The 18,811-nt window shown below is 68.6% G+C and carries 8 protein-coding genes and 2 pseudogenes; 8 read left to right on the top strand and 2 right to left on the bottom strand.

Features of this window, described 5'->3' with window-relative positions; genetic code table 11:
- Nucleotides 1–134 (bottom strand): annotated as a pseudogene (locus ACZ5VQ_RS48995) (IS5/IS1182 family transposase); the annotation flags it as partial.
- A 281-nt stretch (nt 135–415) separates the two neighbouring features.
- Between ACZ5VQ_RS48995 and ACZ5VQ_RS48990 the strand changes: the two are divergent.
- From ACZ5VQ_RS48990 to ACZ5VQ_RS48970, 5 genes are all read left to right on the top strand, one after another.
- Nucleotides 416–1,171, top strand: coding sequence for a transposase (locus ACZ5VQ_RS48990; protein WP_469110709.1), 756 nt, complete (start codon nt 416–418; stop codon nt 1,169–1,171).
- Between the two features lie 889 nt (nt 1,172–2,060).
- Entirely contained in the window at nt 2,061–3,518 is a 1,458-nt protein-coding gene (locus ACZ5VQ_RS48985) for a VCBS repeat-containing protein (RefSeq protein ID WP_469110708.1), read from the top strand.
- Between the two features lie 71 nt (nt 3,519–3,589).
- A complete protein-coding gene (locus ACZ5VQ_RS48980; RefSeq protein WP_469110707.1) occupies nt 3,590–4,057 on the top strand; it encodes an MEKHLA domain-containing protein in 468 nt (155 codons plus the stop codon).
- Nucleotides 4,058–4,199: 142 nt separating this feature from the next.
- Nucleotides 4,200–5,681: a ketol-acid reductoisomerase gene (locus tag ACZ5VQ_RS48975; RefSeq protein ID WP_469110706.1), complete on the top strand. Its 1,482-nt coding sequence runs from the start codon at nt 4,200–4,202 to the stop codon at nt 5,679–5,681.
- A 68-nt stretch (nt 5,682–5,749) separates the two neighbouring features.
- Nucleotides 5,750–7,201, top strand: a complete 1,452-nt coding sequence (locus ACZ5VQ_RS48970; protein ID WP_469110705.1) for an FAD-dependent oxidoreductase — start codon at nt 5,750–5,752, stop codon at nt 7,199–7,201.
- A 768-nt stretch (nt 7,202–7,969) separates the two neighbouring features.
- Here the strand turns inward: ACZ5VQ_RS48970 and ACZ5VQ_RS48965 are convergent.
- The gene (locus ACZ5VQ_RS48965) at nt 7,970–10,807 is read right to left on the bottom strand and encodes an AfsR/SARP family transcriptional regulator (protein WP_469110704.1); all 2,838 of its coding nucleotides are present in this window, start codon (nt 10,805–10,807) and stop codon (nt 7,970–7,972) included.
- 678 nt (nt 10,808–11,485) lie between these two features.
- Here ACZ5VQ_RS48965 and ACZ5VQ_RS48960 point away from each other — a divergent pair.
- The 3 genes and pseudogenes from ACZ5VQ_RS48960 to ACZ5VQ_RS48950 all read left to right on the top strand — a co-directional run bounded on the left by ACZ5VQ_RS48960 (nt 11,486) and on the right by ACZ5VQ_RS48950 (nt 18,587).
- Complete coding sequence (locus tag ACZ5VQ_RS48960) at nt 11,486–14,404, top strand: AfsR/SARP family transcriptional regulator (RefSeq protein WP_469110703.1); 2,919 nt, start codon at nt 11,486–11,488, stop codon at nt 14,402–14,404.
- Between the two features lie 476 nt (nt 14,405–14,880).
- Nucleotides 14,881–15,516, top strand: coding sequence for a ricin-type beta-trefoil lectin domain protein (locus ACZ5VQ_RS48955; protein ID WP_469110702.1), 636 nt, complete (start codon nt 14,881–14,883; stop codon nt 15,514–15,516).
- Nucleotides 15,517–16,118: 602 nt separating this feature from the next.
- Nucleotides 16,119–18,587: pseudogene (locus ACZ5VQ_RS48950) on the top strand (dolichyl-phosphate beta-glucosyltransferase).
- The last annotated feature ends 224 nt before the right edge of the window (nt 18,588–18,811 follow it).

The following is an 18,811-nucleotide window of genomic DNA, read 5'->3' as shown; positions in this document are numbered from 1 at the left end:
CTCCACGGCCTGCCCTGCATCGTGCCGTTGCCACCGCGCTCCCGCACCACCTTCAGCAGCCGCGCAAACTGCGCCACCCGCAGCCCCGTGAACGTCTCCACCCACACCCGTTCAGCACTCAACACCCCAGCCATACCGAGGAAATGCCCAGTTCGCAGCCTTGTGCAGCACCCTTTACGAGCTCGTGCACGACAAGCGGTGAGACGTGAAGCCTGTGATGGTTGATCATGGTCGGGTGGTGGGGAACAGGGCTCGTGCAGTGATCGTCAGCAACCGTCGGATCACGGGTCTGACAAGCGATGTGATCGCTGAACTCGTAGCCGAGATAGGCCCGTTGTGGCATGAGCGTCACCAGGCCAAGCTGGCCTCTCGGCCGCAAAAGCGGGCCGTGGGCGGCGGGCCGAAGCACCGTCTGGTGTTCGTCGACCGCTTGCTGGCCACCCTCGTCCATCTTCGGCACGCAGTCACTCACGACGTCCTGGCCTGCTGGTTCGGCGTGGACCGCTCGACCATCACACGAGCTGTCAACGAGGTGCGGCCTCTGCTCGCCGAGCGAGGCTGCACCGTCAGCGCCGACGTGCGGCTGCGGACCCTGGCCGAGGTCATAGACCACCTCGGCTCGACCGGGACGACCGGCATCATCGACGGCACCGAGATCCGCGTCCGGCGGCCCGCCGTCGGGCGCAAGGACCGGGACAGGTTCATCTCGGGCAAGAACAAGCAGAACGCCGTCAAGTCCATGGTGGTCACCGACGGCGAAGGCCGCGTGCTGTGGTGCAGCCCCACTCGTCCCGCGAGCTGCGCGGATATCACCCACGCCCGCCAGTTGGGACTGGTCGAGCTCCTGGCTGACGCGCCCGTGTTCGAGATCCTCGCGGATGCCGGCTATCAGGGCCTGGGCGCGCAGACCGGCGGCCGGGTGGTGACGCCCCCGCATCGCAAGTTCAAGAAGAACGCCCCCGACTGGTACGAGGAGATGTACGAGCGCCAGCGAAAGGCGCACTCTTCGCGTCGTATCCGGGTCGAGCACGGCATCGCCCATCTGAAGAACTGGCGGGCCCTGGCCCGCCACCTCGGCCGCCGCGAGCACATGAGCGACACCGTCCAAGCCATCGCCGGCCTGCTGTCCCACCAGCAGACCGCAGACCTGCACTCGACACGGCAAACGTGAGCACGGGCCCCACCGAGGTCCTCGACGTCTCACCGCTTGTCGTGCACGAGCTCGTTAGGGCGGAGGGATGTCGGATGAATGTCGGCAGTCCCGCGAAGTGGCGACGGAGAGTCATCTGATAGGGGCGATCCCTCGACCTGCTCGGCGAAAGTGTGATGCGTGCAGTCGGTGGCGTTGGAGAACAGCCGACGCACCGACAAGCCACCCACACCGCTATCAGCCAGGTACCGCTGATAGCGACTGTGGCTCTGCCGCGGGGGAACGCCGCAGTCCGGACTCGGCAACATCTCGTCTTGAGTACGGCCCTTGATCCGCACCGGACCGTCCTTCACCAACCCCTGTTCCACTCGTACCTTCTCAAGGTGCGGAAACACAATGCCGAGCAAGTCGAAACACACTGCGGGCCATGCCACCAAGGTGACTCTCGGCCGCGCCCTCAAGAAAATTTTGACCGAGCTCATGGCCGGGCCCTCCACCGCTGTCGGTGGTCGCTTTCCGTCTCGCCGTGACCGCGCGCCGAAAGCTCCCAGACGCCACCCGGCCAACCCTCACCCGAGAACTCACAGAGAGGCCCGGGTGATGGGGGAATCGCATGCCCGCCACGGTTCCGAGGGCGTGTCCTGTGGCCCCGACCTGACACCTGGCCTTCGCCGTCGCAGCCTTGACGGGCTCGACAGCCTTGCGCACGACTGCACCGGCCGCCACCGCATCTCGCACGATTAGGAGCCGCATCCAACCCCTTGCAGTCCGGTTTGACTGCCTGCGCCGACATCAGGCTCCCGGCCTCGACACGCCGCTTTGTCGCGCGATCCTTGCCTCACCGGCCAAAAATTGATCTGCCGTACCGCCACAACCGTAGTACGAGGTGTGGTGGCGTACACGTGTCGGCGTGATCGCCCTGGGACGACTGAAGGGTGTGAGCGGTATGGGGCGGTGGCGGGGTCTCGCGGTAGGGATGACGGTACTGGCGATCACGGGTGGGGTGGCCCTGGGGATCATGCCCTCGTACGCGACACCCGGTGGGGAGGCAGCCGCCGCTTTCCCCGGTGACATCGACGGCGACGGTTTCGGTGATCTCGCGGTCGGCTCTCCGGAGGGTGCGATCGCGGGGTTCGCGAAGGCCGGTTACGTGTCGGTGGTGTACGGCGGCGAGCAGGGCGTGGACACCGACCGGCACAAGGGTGTGACCCAGCGGACCGCGGGTGTTCCCGGCACGCCCGAGGCGGGCGACCGGTTCGGGTCCGCCGTGGCTGTCGGGGACGTGGACGGTGACGGGTACGCGGACCTGGTCGTCGGCGCGGGCGGCGAGGCGATCGGGTCCGTGAAGAAGGCCGGCTCGATCACCGTCGTCTTCGGAGCGAAGGGCGGGTTGAGCGACGAAGCGACCGCCTTCCACGCGCCCACTCCGACGGCCGGTGAGGGTTTCGGCGACAGGATCGCCGTCGGTGACTTCGACCATGACGGCCGCGACGACATCGCGGTGGCGGCCGGCACGAAGGTGTGGGTGGTCAAGGGCGCCGCGACGCTCCGGGACACGGCGGAGCCCGCCATGAGGTCCTTCGCCCCGCCCGGTGGCGGTGCCGGGGCTGGCCAGATCGCGGCCGCGGACGTGAACGGTGATGGGTACGCGGACCTGGCCACTGTCGCCTACTTCGACGACCCGGCGGACGAGGGCACTCTCGGTGTCCTGGCCGGCTCGGCCCAGGGCCTCGGCACAAGGCTCCTCGGGAAGACCGGACTGCCCTTCGCGGGATACAGCGTCGCCGCGGGTGATGTCACCGGCGACGGCAAGGACGACCTCGTCGTCGGCACTACGGCCGCAGACGGACCGGACGAATTCCTCTTCCGGATGTTCCCGGGCACCGCCTCGGGCCTCGGCACCGGAGTGCCCTACGGCGGACCGGTCCAGCCCGGAACGGCCGCCGCCCTCGCCGACTTCGACGGTGACGGCCACGCCGACCTGGTCACCTCCGACATCACCGCCCCCGATCCGGACAACATCAACAGTGCGGGCGCGGTGACACTCGTGCCGGGCGACAGCGCGGGCCTCGACGCGGCACACGCACGCACCATCACCATGGCCACGCCCGGCGTGGTGGGCGCGAGCGAGGGCGACGACCTCTTCGGCACGGCGGTGGCGACGGGCGACTACGACGCGGACGGCACCGCCGACCTCACCGTCGGCGCCCCCGGCAAATACCTCCGGACCGGCGCGGTCAGCATCATCCCCGGCTCCGCCCAGGGCCCCACCGGAACAGGATCCGTCCTCATCACCCCCGCGAGCCTGAACCACCCGACGGCCGAGGCGGCCTTCGGCTCGGCCCTGGGCACAACAACCCACCCCTGACGCCCGGCCACCGCGTCCCCGGCCCCCCTGACGTTTTCCACGACACGTAGTACATCGTTATGAGGACTGGCGTGATATCTGTTTCGACCCCCCTCGACTCGGCGTTCTTCTCGCTGCTGAGCGGTAGTTACAAACGGCTGTTGGGTGCCCCGTTGGCGCCGGAAATGCCAAGTGGGATGGACGCCGCGGACTGGCTTTACCACGATGCGCCCTTCGCGGTGCTCGCCCAGGGCGTCGGCGACGATCCGGTCTTCGTCTACGCCAACATCGCGGCGCAGCGGTGCTTCGGATACTCGTGGCACGAGTTCTGCGGTCTGCCGTCCCGCCTGTCCGCACCGGTCGCGGACCGGGCGGAGCGCGACCGGGCCCTGGCGGGTGTGACGAGCGACGGTTACGTCGAGGGGTACCGCGGGCTGCGGATATCCGGGACGGGACGCCGGTTCTGGATAGAGGACGTCACCATCTGGAACCTCGCCGATCGCGAAGGTTCCGTGCGTGGACAGGCCGCGATCGTCCGCTCCTGGTCCGAAGCCGCTTGACGACCTCAACACGACCCGGCGCGCGGAGCCCGCGCTGCCGCTGTACGTGCCGCACGGGGCGGAGTCGTCTCAAGTCCCACCATCCACACCTTCCACTGAAAGCGGCAGCTGAACACGGCTGCGACGAGAGGAAAGCAGAACCATGAGTCATGAAACGCTGGATTTCGAAACTGCTGTGTTCGACAAGGAGTACGTGACCCTCGGCGAGCGCCGTGAAGCCATCGTGCGCGGCGGCCGGCATCTGTTCGACCGGCTGCCCGTCGCCTTCGAGGAGGTGCGCCGGATCGGCGTCATCGGCTGGGGCTCGCAGGGTCCGGCCCAGGCGCAGAACCTGCGGGACTCCCTGGGAGACGCCGTCAAGGTGGTCGTCGGACTGCGCGAGGGTTCCCGTTCCCTGGACGCCGCCCGCGCCGCCGGCTTCACCGAACAGGACGGCACTCTCGGCGAGATGTTCGAGGTCATGGCGGCCTCCGACATGGTGCTGCTGCTCATCTCCGATGCCGCGTTCGCCGAGCACTACAAGGACATCTTCGCCGCGCTGCGGCCGGGGACCACGCTGGGACTGTCCCACGGCTTCCTGCTGGGTCACCTCCAGGACGTGGGCGAATCGTTCCCGCAGGACATCGATGTCGTCGCGGTGTGCCCCAAGGGCATGGGCCCCTCGGTGCGCGCGCTGTACCTTCAGGGCGCCACGGTCAACGGCGCGGGTATCAACGCGAGTTTCGCCGTCGAGCAGGACGTCACCGGGCGGGCCGTCGACCGTGCTCTGGGCTGGTCGGTGGCGCTCGGCGCGCCCTTCACCTTCCAGACGACGCTGCGGTCGGAGTACCTCTCCGACCTGACCGGCGAACGCGCCACCCTGCTCGCGGGCGTGCACGGCATCGTGGAGAGCCTGTACCGGCGCTACCGCGACCGTGACGGTATGAGTGGGCACGACGCCTTCCGCCACTCGGTGGAGTGTGTCACCGGCCCGGTCTCCCGGATCATTTCCAAGGACGGCCTGATCGGGGTCTACCAGCACCTCGACGAGGCGGACAGGGGCGTGTTCAGGGACGCCTACTCCGCCGCGTACCCGGTCGGTCTGGAACTGACCGCGGAGATCTACGACGAGGTCGGGTCCGGCAACGAGATCCGCAGCGTCATCCTGGCGAGCGAACGTCTCGACCGCTTCCCCATGGGCAAGATCGACCAGACGGACATGTGGCGGGTCGGTCATGGAGTCCGCGCTCATCGTGACACCGACGGTGAGGCCCCGCTCAACCCGTTCACCGCCGGTGTCTTCTGCGGCGTCATGATGGCCCAGGCCGACCTGTTGCTGGAGCGGGGGCACCCGTACTCGGAGATCGCCAACGAGTCGGTCATCGAGGCGGTCGACTCCCTCAACCCGTACATGCACGCCCGCGGCGTGGCGTACATGGTGGACAACTGCTCGACCACCGCGCGCCTCGGCGCCCGCAAGTGGGCCCCGCGTTTCGACTACCTCCTGACGCAGGCCGCGTACCCCGCGGTGGACGACAAGGCGGTGGACCCCGCCCCGTTCGCGGCGTTCGAGGACCACGTCATCCACCAGGTACTCAAGGTCTGCTCCCAGCTGCGTCCTTTGGTGGACATTTTCGTGGAGTGACCCCAGTTCGCCGCAGTGCGGTGCAGTGACGAGCCGGGCTGCTCAGAGCAGGGCGAAGGAACCCGGAGATGAATATGAACGCGATGAGCAAGAAGAATGAAAGGTGCCGTTCAATGCATGACACAGAAGACAGATCTCATCTTTCGCGACGAAGCCTCGTGGCTGCGGCCGGGTTAGGCACGGCCGCGGCGCTGACAGGCATCACTGTCGGTGCGAGACCCTCCTACGCTGCTGCGACCGGCTCCGCACGACAGAGGGTCGTGGTGATCGGGGGCGGTATCGCGGGCGTCGCGACCGCCTGGCTGCTCGACGGCCGGCACGACGTGACGCTGCTGGAGGCGGCATCCTCGTTGGGCGGTCACGCGACCAGCGTGCCTGTCGACGTCGATGGCCACGATGTGATGGTGGATGTCGGAGCGCAGTTCTTCGGGCCCTACTCCCATCCGATCTACAACAAACTCGTGACGTCGGTTCTTCAGATGCCGACAGTGCCGAATCAGTTGGACAACACCGTGTTCGCGTACGGGGTGCCCACCCCTCTCATGGTGTCGCCCAGCGTTGACCGGCCGATCACCGACCTGTTGCAGTACCTGCCCGCGCTGCAGGCGGTCGGGGAACTGATGGACAGGGCGCGCGATCTTGAGGCACGCCGGGACTGGAGCACCACCGTCGCCGAACTCATCGAGGAGATGACGGTCGACGAGGCGTTGAAGGAGAATTTCGTCTACCCGTACGTGGCTTCGGTGAACGGCGCCACGATCAGTCAGGCCAAGGAGTTCTCGGCACGGGCGGCGCTGGCGCTCGCCGTCCGTCCACTGGTCGACGACAGAACCGAATACGTCAACGCCCGCGACGGCCTGCAGTCGGTCATCACGGCCCTTACGGACGAATTCACCAGCGTCACCACACGGGTCGGCACGCGGGCGGTCGGCCTTTCCCGTGTCGGCGACCACTACAAGATCACCGATTTCCAAGGGCGGGTTCACCTCGCGGATCAGGTCGTGCTGGCCCTGCCCCCAGAGCCCGCTGCCACGCTGGTGGCGCAGCTGCCTCAGGCAGGGGCGCTCGCCAGCACGTACAACCGCTTCCGTTACATGCCGGCCCGTATAGCCATCCACCGGGACCCGATCTACATGCCGGCTTCCCCGGCGGACTGGTCCTCGTTCAACATCACCCGCGACGGTGAGTTCTGCGAGGCATCGATCTCCTACGCGCGGCTGCGTGGTGACGTCCCCGTCTACAAGAGCTGGGTGCTGCACCGGCGGGAGGAGCCCAAGCAGCTGCTGGCAGACATGGACTTCCGGCATCCGTTGATCACGCCTGACTTCATCCTGGCCCAGGGGGAGCTGCAGCGCCGCAACGGAGACGACGGACTGTGGTTCGCCGGCAGCCACGTCTTCGACGTGGACAGTCAGGAAAGTGCCCTCTACTCCGCGCTCATGATCGCGGAGGAGCTGGCGCCGTCGTCATCGAACCGGCTGCGACTCGGCACGCTGTCGGCATCACCCGCCGCTCCCTGACGGCTCTTCGGGGCGCCTGACGACTGGTGGCACGGTCGGTCGTGACGCCGGCCGCCCCGGGCCGTCACCGAACCGGGACCCGGGCTGTCGTCGTGCAGCGGTGGTGACTGCCGTGCCGACCGGTCCTGTGCCGCGGCGACGCCTTCGAGACCGGAGTGCGGCCGCGGCGGCTCCGGGGCTCCTGCGGTGCGCTCGCCCGGTGTGACGAGCCGCTGTTCCCGCGACGAGCCGCGGGAACAGCGGCCTGCGACCCTTTGGCGGCTTCCGTTCAGGGCGCGGTGCAACTCCTCGGCGGTCCAGGTGAGTGCACCCTCGGAGCGTCCGCCGCCCCGCTGCCGCTTTCGCGTCTCCAGCAGGGCGTGCCAGAGCAGGCCAGCGCGCCGGCCGCGTGAGTCCCGGCCGGGCACTCCTGTCTCGCCAAATGGGTGCCATCGCGCAGACCGGCACCCCGGCTGCTGGTACCGGTGGCGCCGACCGCTGCGCGGCCCTGATGGTGAGACTGTCCCTGGTCCGGTCCGGTCCGGTCTGAACCGGACCGGGAATACTCTGTGCCTCCACCGGATCCGATATGTATGACAGCGCAGCTGCTCCAGGAGGGCATCCTGCACCTCGTGACCCTCTGACGTCCGGTCAGGGACACTGGTCAAGCGTCCGTGACCCGTGACTTCATGTGATCGCCCAGTCGGAACGACTCGTTCACAAGGCGCGATGGCGGGAGCCACGCGGCGCGACTGCCGCGAGCGACGGAGCCTGTTGGACAGACCGCTGCTAGGCGAGCCCTCTGGTCTTCTCGCGGACCGGAACCGTTCCCGAGTGGCCCAGGGATTCCAGGAGTTCGGCCGCCTCCAGCCATGCCCCCCGGGCCCTGTCGCGGTGTTCCATCAGCAGGTAGATGTCACCGAGACCGTCGAGCGCGGTGGCGAGGTTGAAGGTGGCGCCGGTGGCCCGGAGACTGGGCAGGGCCTCCTCGTACAGGGCCGCCGCCGGGAGGTACTCGCCCATCAGCTTCCGGGTGAAGCCGATGCTCAGCAGGGTGTCCGCGTAACCCATCACGTCCCCGGCCTTCCTGAGGATGGGCAGCGCCTGCTCGCAGTGGGCCAGGGCCTCTTCGTACCGGCCGAGGTGGGCGAGGTACCAGCCGACCGCGTTGAGCGCACGTCCGGTGGTGACGTCTTCGATGCCGTGCGAACGATGCAGGCGCAGGGCCCGCTCGGAGTGCTTCAGCGCGCCGCTCATGTCGCCCACGCGCTCCAGCACCCAACTGGCCTGACTGTAGGCCTTCCCGAGGAGTACGGGGTCACCTAGCTCGGTGTACAGCTCCAGCGCCTGCTTCATATGGGCGAAGGCGTCCTCCGGAGAGTCCGAGGACACGCTTGCCTGCGCGAGAGCACCGTGCGCATAACCCTCACCGAAGAGGTCCCCGAGCCGTCGCGCCGCCTCTTGCGCCTGATGGAACACTGTCCGCGCCTCGTCCCAGAGCGAACGGCGTTCCAGGTAGGGACCGAGGGTCCAGGCCAATGACCAGGTGTAGGCGTCGAGGCGCAGCCCCGAGGTGACGTCCACGCACGCGAGCAACACGGCGTGTTCGGCGTCGAACCACGCGCGCGCGGTATCCGCGGTGGTGTGCTCGCCGTTGAAGTTCTCGATGTACACGCCGTGCAACGCGGTGGGGATGACGGCGGCAGCGGGGGTGGTGACGGACGTCAGGTGGCGGCGGGCGGTGACGGCGCTGTGCAGGTAGTGGTCCAGCATCCGGCACCGTGCCGCGGTGCGGTCGTCGTCGGTGTCCTCCTCCTCGAGCAGCTCGGAAGCGTACGCGGCCAGCAGGTCGTGCGCGGAGTAGCGGCCGGGCGACAGCTCCTGCACGAGGTGGGCGCGCAGGAGTTCGTCCAGCGGCCGTCGTGTCCGCGCGGGCGACAGGCCGGTCAGGGCGGCGACGGACCCGAGTGCGGCGTAGGGCCCGGGGTGGAGGGAGAGCAGCCGAAACAGGCGGGCCGCGTCGGCGCCGAGGGCGTGGTAGGAGTAGGAGAACACCGCCCGTACGTCAGCGGCGGCGTCACCGCCGTAGAACGCGTCGAGTCCGCCCGTGCTCTCCCGCAGCTCCGCCACCATTGCGGACAGCGACAGAGCCGGGCGGGTGGCGGCCCGGCCCGCGATGACGGCCAGGGCGAGGGGGAGCCGCCAGCACAGCGCGACGATCTCTGCGGTCGCCTCCGGCTCCGCCACGGTGCGGTGGTCGCCCAGGCGACGGGCGAGGAGGTGATGGCTTTCCTGATCGCTGAGGATGCCCAGTGGGATCGGGTGGGCCCCTTCCACGGCCACCAGACCGGCCATCCGGTCCCGGCTCGTCACGATGACCTGGCAGCCGGGCGTGCCCGGCAGCAACGGGCGTACCTGCGCGGCGTCCCGGGCATTGTCCAGGAGCAGCAGTACCCGTCTGCCGCTGAGCCAGGTGCGGTAGTACGCCGCTCGCGCGTCCGTCTCCTGCGGGATGTCACCCGGCTTGGCACCCAGCGCGTCCAGCGCGGTGCCGATGGCCTGGCCGGAGTCGAGGGGCGGGCTCGCGTGGTCGAAGCCACGCAGGTTGAGGAAGATCTGTCCGTCGGGGAAGTCGCCGGCGATCTGGCGAGCCCAGTGCACGGCGAAGGTCGTCTTGCCGACGCCCGCCATCCCGGTGACCACGGTGATCGTCGCCTTGGTGTGCGTCACCAGGTCGGTGGCCCGCGCCAATTCGGCTTCACGGCCCACGAAAGCGGCCAGCGCGGCCGGCAGTTGGGAAGGGGGAGGAGGCGTGGAGGGCGAGGGCCGGGCGGAGGCGGGCTCGGGTCGCGCCGGCGCGGCCGGGGTGGTGAGGTCGGACTCCGCGCGCAGCACCCGCTGGAACATCGTCTGCAGGCCCGGACCGGGATCGACGCCGAGTTCCTGGGCGAGCAGCTCCTGGATGTCCCGGTAGGCGGCGAGCGCGGCCGCCTGTCGCCCCGACCGGTACAGGGCCAGCATCAGCATCTCCCGCAACCGCTCGTCGAGCGGATGCTCACTCACCAGACTGCCGAGCTTGCCGACCGCCACCGTGTGCGAGCCGAGTTCGATCTCGGCCTTCAGCAGCAGTACTTCGGCGGACAGCCGCTGATCGCCCAGAACGCGCCGCCGCATGTCGGCGTACTCGCCGCGGACGCCCGCCAGCGCCGTCCCCCGCCAGAGTCCGAGCCCGGTCCGCAGGTCTGCCGCGGCATCCTCGAACTCCCCCCGTTCCACGGCCCGTTCCGCCTGACGGAACAGCCGCTGGAAGTCCTCAAGGTCAAGCACGATGCGCGCGGTGTCGAGCCGGTAGCCGTTACCGGCCGATGCGACCATCGACGGTCCCTCGCCCGCGTCCAGGATCCGGCGTAGCCGGTGCACATAGGTGCGCAACGTGCCGCGTGCGGACGAGGGGACGTCCATCCCCCATACGGCGTCGATGAGTCCATCCACCGAGACGGCCGCGCCCTGTGCGAAAAGCAGTGCGACCAGCACGGTCCGCTGCTGCGGCGACCCGAGGTCGATCTCCTCGCCTCTCCGTGTGGCCCGGACCGGCCCCAGAACGGCAATGCGCGTCTGCTCTGTCACTGGGCCTTCCCTCCGGCACGTCTCCGGTGTCGCGTCGGCGATCCGCGCCCAGGCGACTCGAAGCCCCGATCCGAATCACGGAAAGGTAGGTCACAGGGGACTGATGCGCCAAGTTGATCTCACATGCGGGACACCTGGAAGGGAGGCGGCCGCTGCTCCGACGCGGATGGCACCGGCAACGCGGACCTGAACGATCTCGCAACCAAGACATCGAGAGGCATCGAGGGCAGCCGGGGCGGCCGCCGGCTCGGCTCCGGGATGCGGAGATCAGCCCGTGTGGCTGATGGGGCGAGTCGAGGTGGCGTGTACCGGTGATCTCGTATCCGAATCTGCGACGGCTGCCATGCAGGCACGGATTCCAGGGACCGGTCCCTGACCGCGGCCGTTCCACGCGCTGTCCCGTGATTCACGCCGGGGCGGCAACGGCCGGCAGTGGCATCCCCTCCAGTGACGCCTCGGTCGCCGTAAGTGCTACGGCGAGACCCATCCGGTCCGCAGCGGACCACGCCCGTGACCGCCCTGCCGAGCGGTGAAGTACCCACCTATCGGTATGCCAGGCCGACGCACCCTGATCCCGGTCGTACATCACGCCGTTAGACTTCGGTATCCATCCGCGTGGTTGTCCCTGTGCCCGGGCTTCCTATCGGCTTCGGGTGGGGGGGTGCAAGGGGGAGGCCGGTGCGGGAGCGGCTGTGGTTCTCGGTTCTGGGGCCGGTCAGGGCGTGGCGTGGTGAGGCCGAGGTCGAACTCGGGCCGCCTCAGCAGCGGGCGGTGTTGGCCGTGCTGCTCCTGGCGGAGGGCTCGCAGGTGTCGGCGGGTGCGTTGGTCGACGCGGTGTGGGGGACCGCGGCACCGGCCTCCGCGCTCAATATTCTGCGAGGTTACGTTCACCGGCTGCGTAAGTCGCTGGAGCCCGGCGGGGACGCCTCGTCGTCCGTGATCCGTTCCATGGGGGACGGCTATCAGCTCAGGGTGTCGTCGGAGGAGCTGGACTTGGGCGCTTTCCAGGAGCTGGTGGCCCAGGCCGTGCGGGCGCGCGGTGCGGGGGACACCAAGGGCGTGGTGAAACACCTGCGTGACGCGCTCGATCTGTGGCGGGGGACGGCGCTGGCCGGTGTCCGGGGCGGGTACGCGCAGAACCAGCGACAGCGGCTGGCGGAGCTGCGTCAGTCCGCGCAGGTGGCCCGCCTCACCGCCGAACTCGACCTGGGCGCCGCTGCGCAGGCGACCGGCGAGCTGGCCGAGCTGGTCACCGAGGAGCCCTTGGACGAGCGGCTCAGGGAACTGCTGATGCTCGCTCTGTACCGGTCGGGGCGGCAGGCGGCGGCTCTCGCCGTCTATCGCGAGGCGCAGACACTCCTCGCGGAGGAGCTGGGGGTCGATCCGGGTCCGGCACTGCAGGCGATGCACCAGCGCGTCCTGCGGTCCGACGCCGGGCTGCTGGCTCCGCCGGCCCCGGCCGAGCCCGCCCCCGACCCTGCCCAGGCCGCCGCCCCGGCACCTGTCCGGGCTCCGGCTGTCCCGGCCCAACTGCCCGCCGATCTCGCGGCCTTTGTCGGCCGGGACGCGGAACTGGCCGTGGTGGCCCGGCTGCCCTCGGCCGGTGCGGTGGTGATCAGCGCCATCGCGGGCATGGCGGGCGTCGGCAAGACCACCTTCGCGGTGCACTGGGCGCGCCAGGTCGCCGACCGCTTCCCGGACGGTCAGCTGTATCTGAACCTGCGCGGCTTCGACCCGGTCGGTCTCCCGGTCCCGCCGGAACACGCCCTGCGGACGCTGCTGGAGTCGCTGGGCGCCGACGCGCACGGGCTGTCGCAGGACATCGACACGCTCGCGGCCAGGTACCGCACCCTCCTCGCCGGCAAGCGTGTGCTCCTGCTGCTGGACAACGCCCGCGACGCGGCGCAGGTGCGGCCGCTGCTGCCCGGGGCGCCCGGCTGTCTGGTCATCGTCACCAGCCGCAACCGGCTCGCAGGACTGGTCGCCGTGGACGGCGCCCACCCCCTCCACCTCGACGTGCTCTCCCAGCCGGAGGCCCGCGAACTGCTCGCCCGCCGCCTGGGACAGCGGCGCGTCACGGCCGAACCGGACGCGATCAAGGAGATCATCGCGCGGTGCGCCCGGCTGCCACTGGCCCTGGCCATCACCGCGGCCCGCGCCGCGACCCGGCCCGCCATCCCGCTGGCATCGATCGCGGCCGAATTGCGCGACAGCGCGGACGGACTGGACGCGTTCCACGAGGTCGACACGGCGGCCGATGTGCGCGCCGTGTTCTCCTGGTCGTACCACGCCCTCACCCCTGACGCCGCCCGGCTGTTCCGCCTGCTCGCCCTGCACCCGGGCCCGGACATCACCCTGCCCGCCGTCACCAGCCTGGCCGGCCTCACCGCCCCTCGCACCCGGCAGTTGCTCGGCGAACTCATCCAGGCCCACCTCGTGGACGAAGCCGTCCCCGGCCGTTACGTCTCCCACGACCTGCTGCGTGCCTACGCCACCGAACTGACCGAAACCGTCGAACCGCCCCAGCAGGTGCGGGCCGCCCGGCACCGGATGTTCGACCACTACCTCCACACCGCCCACGAGACCGCCGCGCTGACCACCTCACGCGCACTGATCTCCCTGGAGCCTGCGGCCGAGGGGGTGCGTGCCGAAACGTTCACCCAGGACGCGGGGAAGGCGACGGCCTGGCTCGCCGCCGAACAGGCCGTACTGCTGGCAGTCCTCGAAGAGGCCGCCACCCACCAATACGACGTCCACACCTGGCAACTCGCCTGGGCCGTCGGCCACCATCTTCACCTACGTGGCCTGTGGCGTGAGCAGGAGGCCGTGCACCGCGCCGCCATGGACGCCGCGTGCCGCCTGGGCGACCGGACCGCCCAGGCCCATGTACACAACGGTCTCACCCTTGCCACAGGGAACTTGGGCCGCTTCGACGAGGCACGCGTTCATGCCGAACGGGCCGTCGAACTCTTCACCGAATCAGGCGACACGCGAGCCTACGCGGACAGCTACTACAACTTGGCCTGGGTCGGGGTGCGCCAGGGTGATCCGAAAGCCGCGCTCGGCGCCGTACAGCAGTCCGTCGCGCTCTTCCGGGCCTATGACGACGGCCTCGGCGGCGCGGACGGCCGCGTTCAGCGGGCCATAGCGACCGCGCTGAACGCGCTCGGCTGGTGCCACACCTTGCTCGGGCAGCACCAACAGGCCCTCGACCATTGCCGGAAGGCTCTGGCCCTGCAACAGGAACTCGGACACGACGCCGGTACGGCGGACACCTGGGACAGCATCGGCCACGCCCTCCACCATCTCGGTCAGTACGACGAAGCCGTGGCCGCCTATCGCCACGCCCTCGCCCTCTACCTGCGGCTCGACGCGCCCCGCTTCAAGGCCATCACCCTCATGCATCTCGGGGACACCCATCTGAGCGCCGGCCGGCCCGATGAGGCCCGCGCCACGTGGACCGAGGCACTGAAGACCATGGACCGGCTCGCCGACGCCGATGCCGAGCGCCTCGCCGAGCCCCTCCGTGACAGGTTGCGCCGACTCGAAAAGCCGCGCGGTCCGCTGGGGACAGACGCGGAACGCACCGACTCGTAGTCGCGGCCATCGTTCCGGAACCGGCGGGTGAGGCCCTGTCGGCCTGATCAGCTTCGTGTTGCCCTCACCCTGACTGTCGCCCAGGCCGTGGCGTACGAGACAACGACGGAAACGTCCGTGAGGTGACCGGGCGCGGTTAGAACAGGATCGGTCCCGCGTACGTCGTGTGCAGTGAAGGCGTTCACCGGGCATGACGAATCGGGGACCACATGGGTGCGCTCACGTCGGTGCTCGGTAGCCCGGGACGAAGAGCAGTCGGAGCGGAATTCCCAATGCGACCGCAGGTTGGGATTGGTCCCGTTGGAGGGTGTAAATTTTTCATGAAACATGTTAAAGGCGTCGGAATAGCTACTGCTGCAGTCCTGAGCCTCACTGTCATTGCTGGTTGCTTCGCTACGGATTCGGTGCCGCAGAGTATAGGAAAGGAGGGAAGCGGAGGTACGTCGAAAGGAAGAGGAGACAGTATTGGTATTGATATGAGTGATCCCGCGAAAGACGGCGGCAGCGCGTCCATCGAATACGACGAGGAGGGTGAGGTTTTGGCGCAGAAAGGTAGTAGCTCCTCCGGTGGAAGCGGCGCGAGCGGTACCGCCTCCGGCGGCAAAGCGAAATCCGACCCGAAGAGCGGTAAAAGCACGCCGACCGGTGAACGGACCAGCGAGGGTGAGGGCGGCGACGCTGGTGACTCTCCAGATGCCGGCCATGACCGTAGCGGCTCGCCGAGCAGCACTGTAAGTCTGATCAGAGGTCACGCTTCCGGTCGTTGCATCAACGTGTCCGGAAGTAACGGTGTGAGCGGTTGGTGGCTCGGCATCATGGATTGCAGCGGGGGATCCCGCATGAAATGGGAGTTCATGCCTGACGGGACAGTCCAGGCCATGGGTGAATGTATGGTGGTGGCTGGAAATGCAACGGAAAATGGTGCAGCTGTTCAACTGGCCGACTGTGATGGAAGCGCCGCACAGCATTTTGTGCTCAATGCTTCGCATGACCTCGTCAATCCGCAGTCGCACAAATGCGTCGATGTCAAGGATCAGCTGACTGCGAATGGCAGCAGGCTGCAACTCTGGACCTGCAATGGTCAGCGAAATCAAAAGTGGAGCAAGTTCTGAGCCGCGCAGATTGAATGCGTGATGTCCGCGCGGAATTAACGGGTCTCGATCCCTTCGGTATTACTTCGACCTGGGGTATGTCTTCGAGCACCTCGACAACCTGCTGCGGCGTCGCGTCCGCGAGAGCGAGGGACGTTGGACGGAGCCGACCGCTGTGGGCATCTACGCGCACCGGCCTGCCGCTGATGGCCCTCGTGACCGCGGCTTTGAGGACTCCACCGCAGGCATCGCCCGCCGCACGTCCCGCACCCGTGGCAGGTTCATTTCTGATCGCCCGTCAAAGCGACATGCCAGGACGAGACAACGGGGTAGCGCCCATTGGTGGGAGGCCGCGGGCCCGTGCTGCCCGTACCGATGGGTCAGTACGGACCGGCCGTCCGGTCGGCCGCCGCCGCTTGAGCGCCCGGCACGAACGCCACGTCGAACTTCATAGAACGCAAAAAGTGCCCTGCCCGTAGGTACAGATGTGCACGCCATCCGACCGCTCCGAAAAGACCCCCCGCCGTTGCCCGGCAGCAGCGGGGGGGGGGGACGCCGTCACCCGCAGCACCGGTCGTCGAACGGTCGGCAGGGAGACGATCGCCACGGTGGAGGCCGAGGTTCTGCCCGTGGACCTGCCCGCCGATCTGCCCGTGGATCTGTCCGTCGTGGTCCCGGCCTTCAACGAGGAGGCACGCCTCGGTCCGACCCTCGACACCGTCACCCGCTACCTCAGTGAGAAGGAGAAACGTTGGGGCACGTGGGAGATCGTCGTCGCCGACGACGGCTCCACGGACAACACTCGGGCTCTCATCATCGCCTGCGGAGACCCACGGATCCGGCTCGTCTCCAGCCTCCGCAACTGAGGCAAGGGCAGTGCCCTGCGGCTCGGAGTGGCGGCCACCCGCGGCCGACGCGTCCTGGTCACCGACGCCGACCTCGCCGCCCCCATCGAGGAACTGGAGCGGCTGGACAAGGCGTTCGGCGAGGGCGGCACCGCGGCGATCGGCTCCCGTACCGTCCCCGGCGCGATGATAGGGCTGCGCCAGCACCGGCTGCGTGAACTGCTGGGCCGAGCAGGCAACCTGCTGATCCGCCGCGCCGCCGTGCCCGGGATACGCGACACCCAGTGCGGCTTCAAACTCTTCGAGGGCGACCACGCGCGCGAGGCCTTCGCCGCCTCGCGGATCAACGGCTACAGCATAGACGTGGAGGTGCTGCGCTACTTCCACCGAGCCGACTGGCCGGTCACCGAGGTCCCGGTGCGCTGGTCGCACCGGCCGGGTTCGAAGATACGGTCCCTGGACTACGTCCGTTTCCTCGCAGACCTCGCCCTGCTGCGCGCCCGCACGGTGCGCCCCGCAGACATCACCGCCGTCCTGACGTTCCTGCTGATGGCCGTGGCCCTGTACTGGGGCCGGTTGTCCGATCCCGAGCACCGCTACCTCTCCGACTCGCTGCAGGACCAGAACCAGTGGGAGTGGTTCTTCGCGGTGACCGCGGACAACGTCGCCCACCTGCGCAACCCGTTCTTCTCCCATCTCCAGGGCTTCCCCGACGGCGTGAACCTCATGGCCAACACGGCCATGCTCGGCCTGACCGTGCCGTTCGCACCGCTCACCCTGCTGGCCGGGCCCGCCGTCTCACTGAGCGTGGTGATGGCGCTGGGCCTCGCCGCCACCGCGGCTGCCTGGTACTGGCTGATCGTGAAGCGCGTCGTGCCGGCCCGGGGCGCGGCCTTCGTCGGCGCGACCCTGGCAGCCTTCGCCCCGCCCATGATCAGCCACGCCAACGCGCACCCCAACTTCGTCGTGCTGTTCATGATCCCGCTGATCGTCGACCGTGCCCTGCGCCTGTGCGAGGGCACCCGGACCGTGCGGGACGGGATCGTGCTCGGTCTGATGGCTGCGTACCAGATCTTCCTCGGCGAGGAACCGCTGCTGCTCGCGGCGATCGGCATGCTGATGTTCGCGGTGGTCTACGCCGTCGTGCGCAGGGATGTGGCCAAGCGGTCCTGGCGGCCTCTGCTCAACGGCCTGGCCATCGCCGGGGCCGTGTGCCTCCCGCTCGTGGTGGGAGCCCTGGCCTGGCAGTTCGCGGGGCCGCAGAGCTACCGCAGCATCCTCCACGGCGACGATGCAGGCAACAGCCCGCTCGCCCTGCTCTCCTTCGCGGAACGCTCCCTGATCGCGGGGGACGCACAGCGGGCAGCCTCGCTGTCACTGAACCCTACCGAGCAGAACGCCTTCTACGGCTGGCCGCTGATCCTGTTCGCGTTCGCGATCGTCGTACGGCTGTGGGAGAGGGCCCTGGTCAAAGCGCTGGCATTCACCGCGGTCGGCGCGGCACTGCTGTCCCTGGGCCCGAGGTTCCGCATCCCGCTGACCGACCACGTCCATCCCGGCCCCTGGGCGGTGGCGGCGCAACTGCCGCTGCTGGAGTCGGTCATCGAAGGCCGGGTCGCGATGATCTGCGCCCCGGCGCTCGGCATACTGCTGGCCCTGGCCGTCAACCGCCTGACGGCCACGCGCAGCCCGCGCACACGGTACGCCGGTCTGCTCGGCCTCTGCCTCGCCCTGCTGCCCCTGGTACCCGCGCCGCTGAAGGCGGTCGAGCGTCCCGCAACGCCGGCGTTCTTCACCGACGGGGCATGGAAGCCGTACGTCCACGCGGGCGAATCCCTGGTGACGGTCCCGCTGCCCGACTCCGGGAACGCGGAGGCACTGCACTGGCAGCAGGCTGGCCTCGGCTTTAACCTCGCCGGCGGCTACTTCAACGGCCCCTACGGCAACCAGCGCACCGGCATCTACGGCGCCCCGCCGCGCTACACCTCGCAGCTGCTGCGACAGGTCCGCTACACGGGCGTGGTCCCCGAACTGGGTGCGGACTGGCGAGCGCAGGCACGACGTGACTTCGCGTACTGGCGGGCGGGCGCACTGGTGGTGGTGGTACCGCAGCCGAACGACGACGCCCTGCGCAGCGCGGTGGGTGAACTCGTGGGCCGGGACGGGAAGCGAGTGGATGGCGTATGGGTGTGGGACCTGCACAAAAACAGCCCTGATGCGATCGACGTTCTACCAAGTGGAACCTGAAAATTGGCTGCCTCATCGTAGAGGATCGCTGCCGCCGTCTCGCGCGCAAGCGAAGAGAACTCGAAAAGCAGGATTCCAACCTGCACTCTACGATTTTTCACCACTTTTCTCGCGGGATGGCGTATCTAACTTGATCTTTAACCTGGGGTCTCGAACGGCGTGTCGTACTTGATCACTCGCGTTGGTAACTGCCGTACGTGCAAGCGGCCTTCGGCTGACCATGT

It is taken from the genome of Streptomyces sp. NPDC033178, from assembly GCF_055577685.1.
Note: the sequence above shows the minus strand (reverse complement) of the source record. Positions and strands in the feature narration are given on the sequence as shown.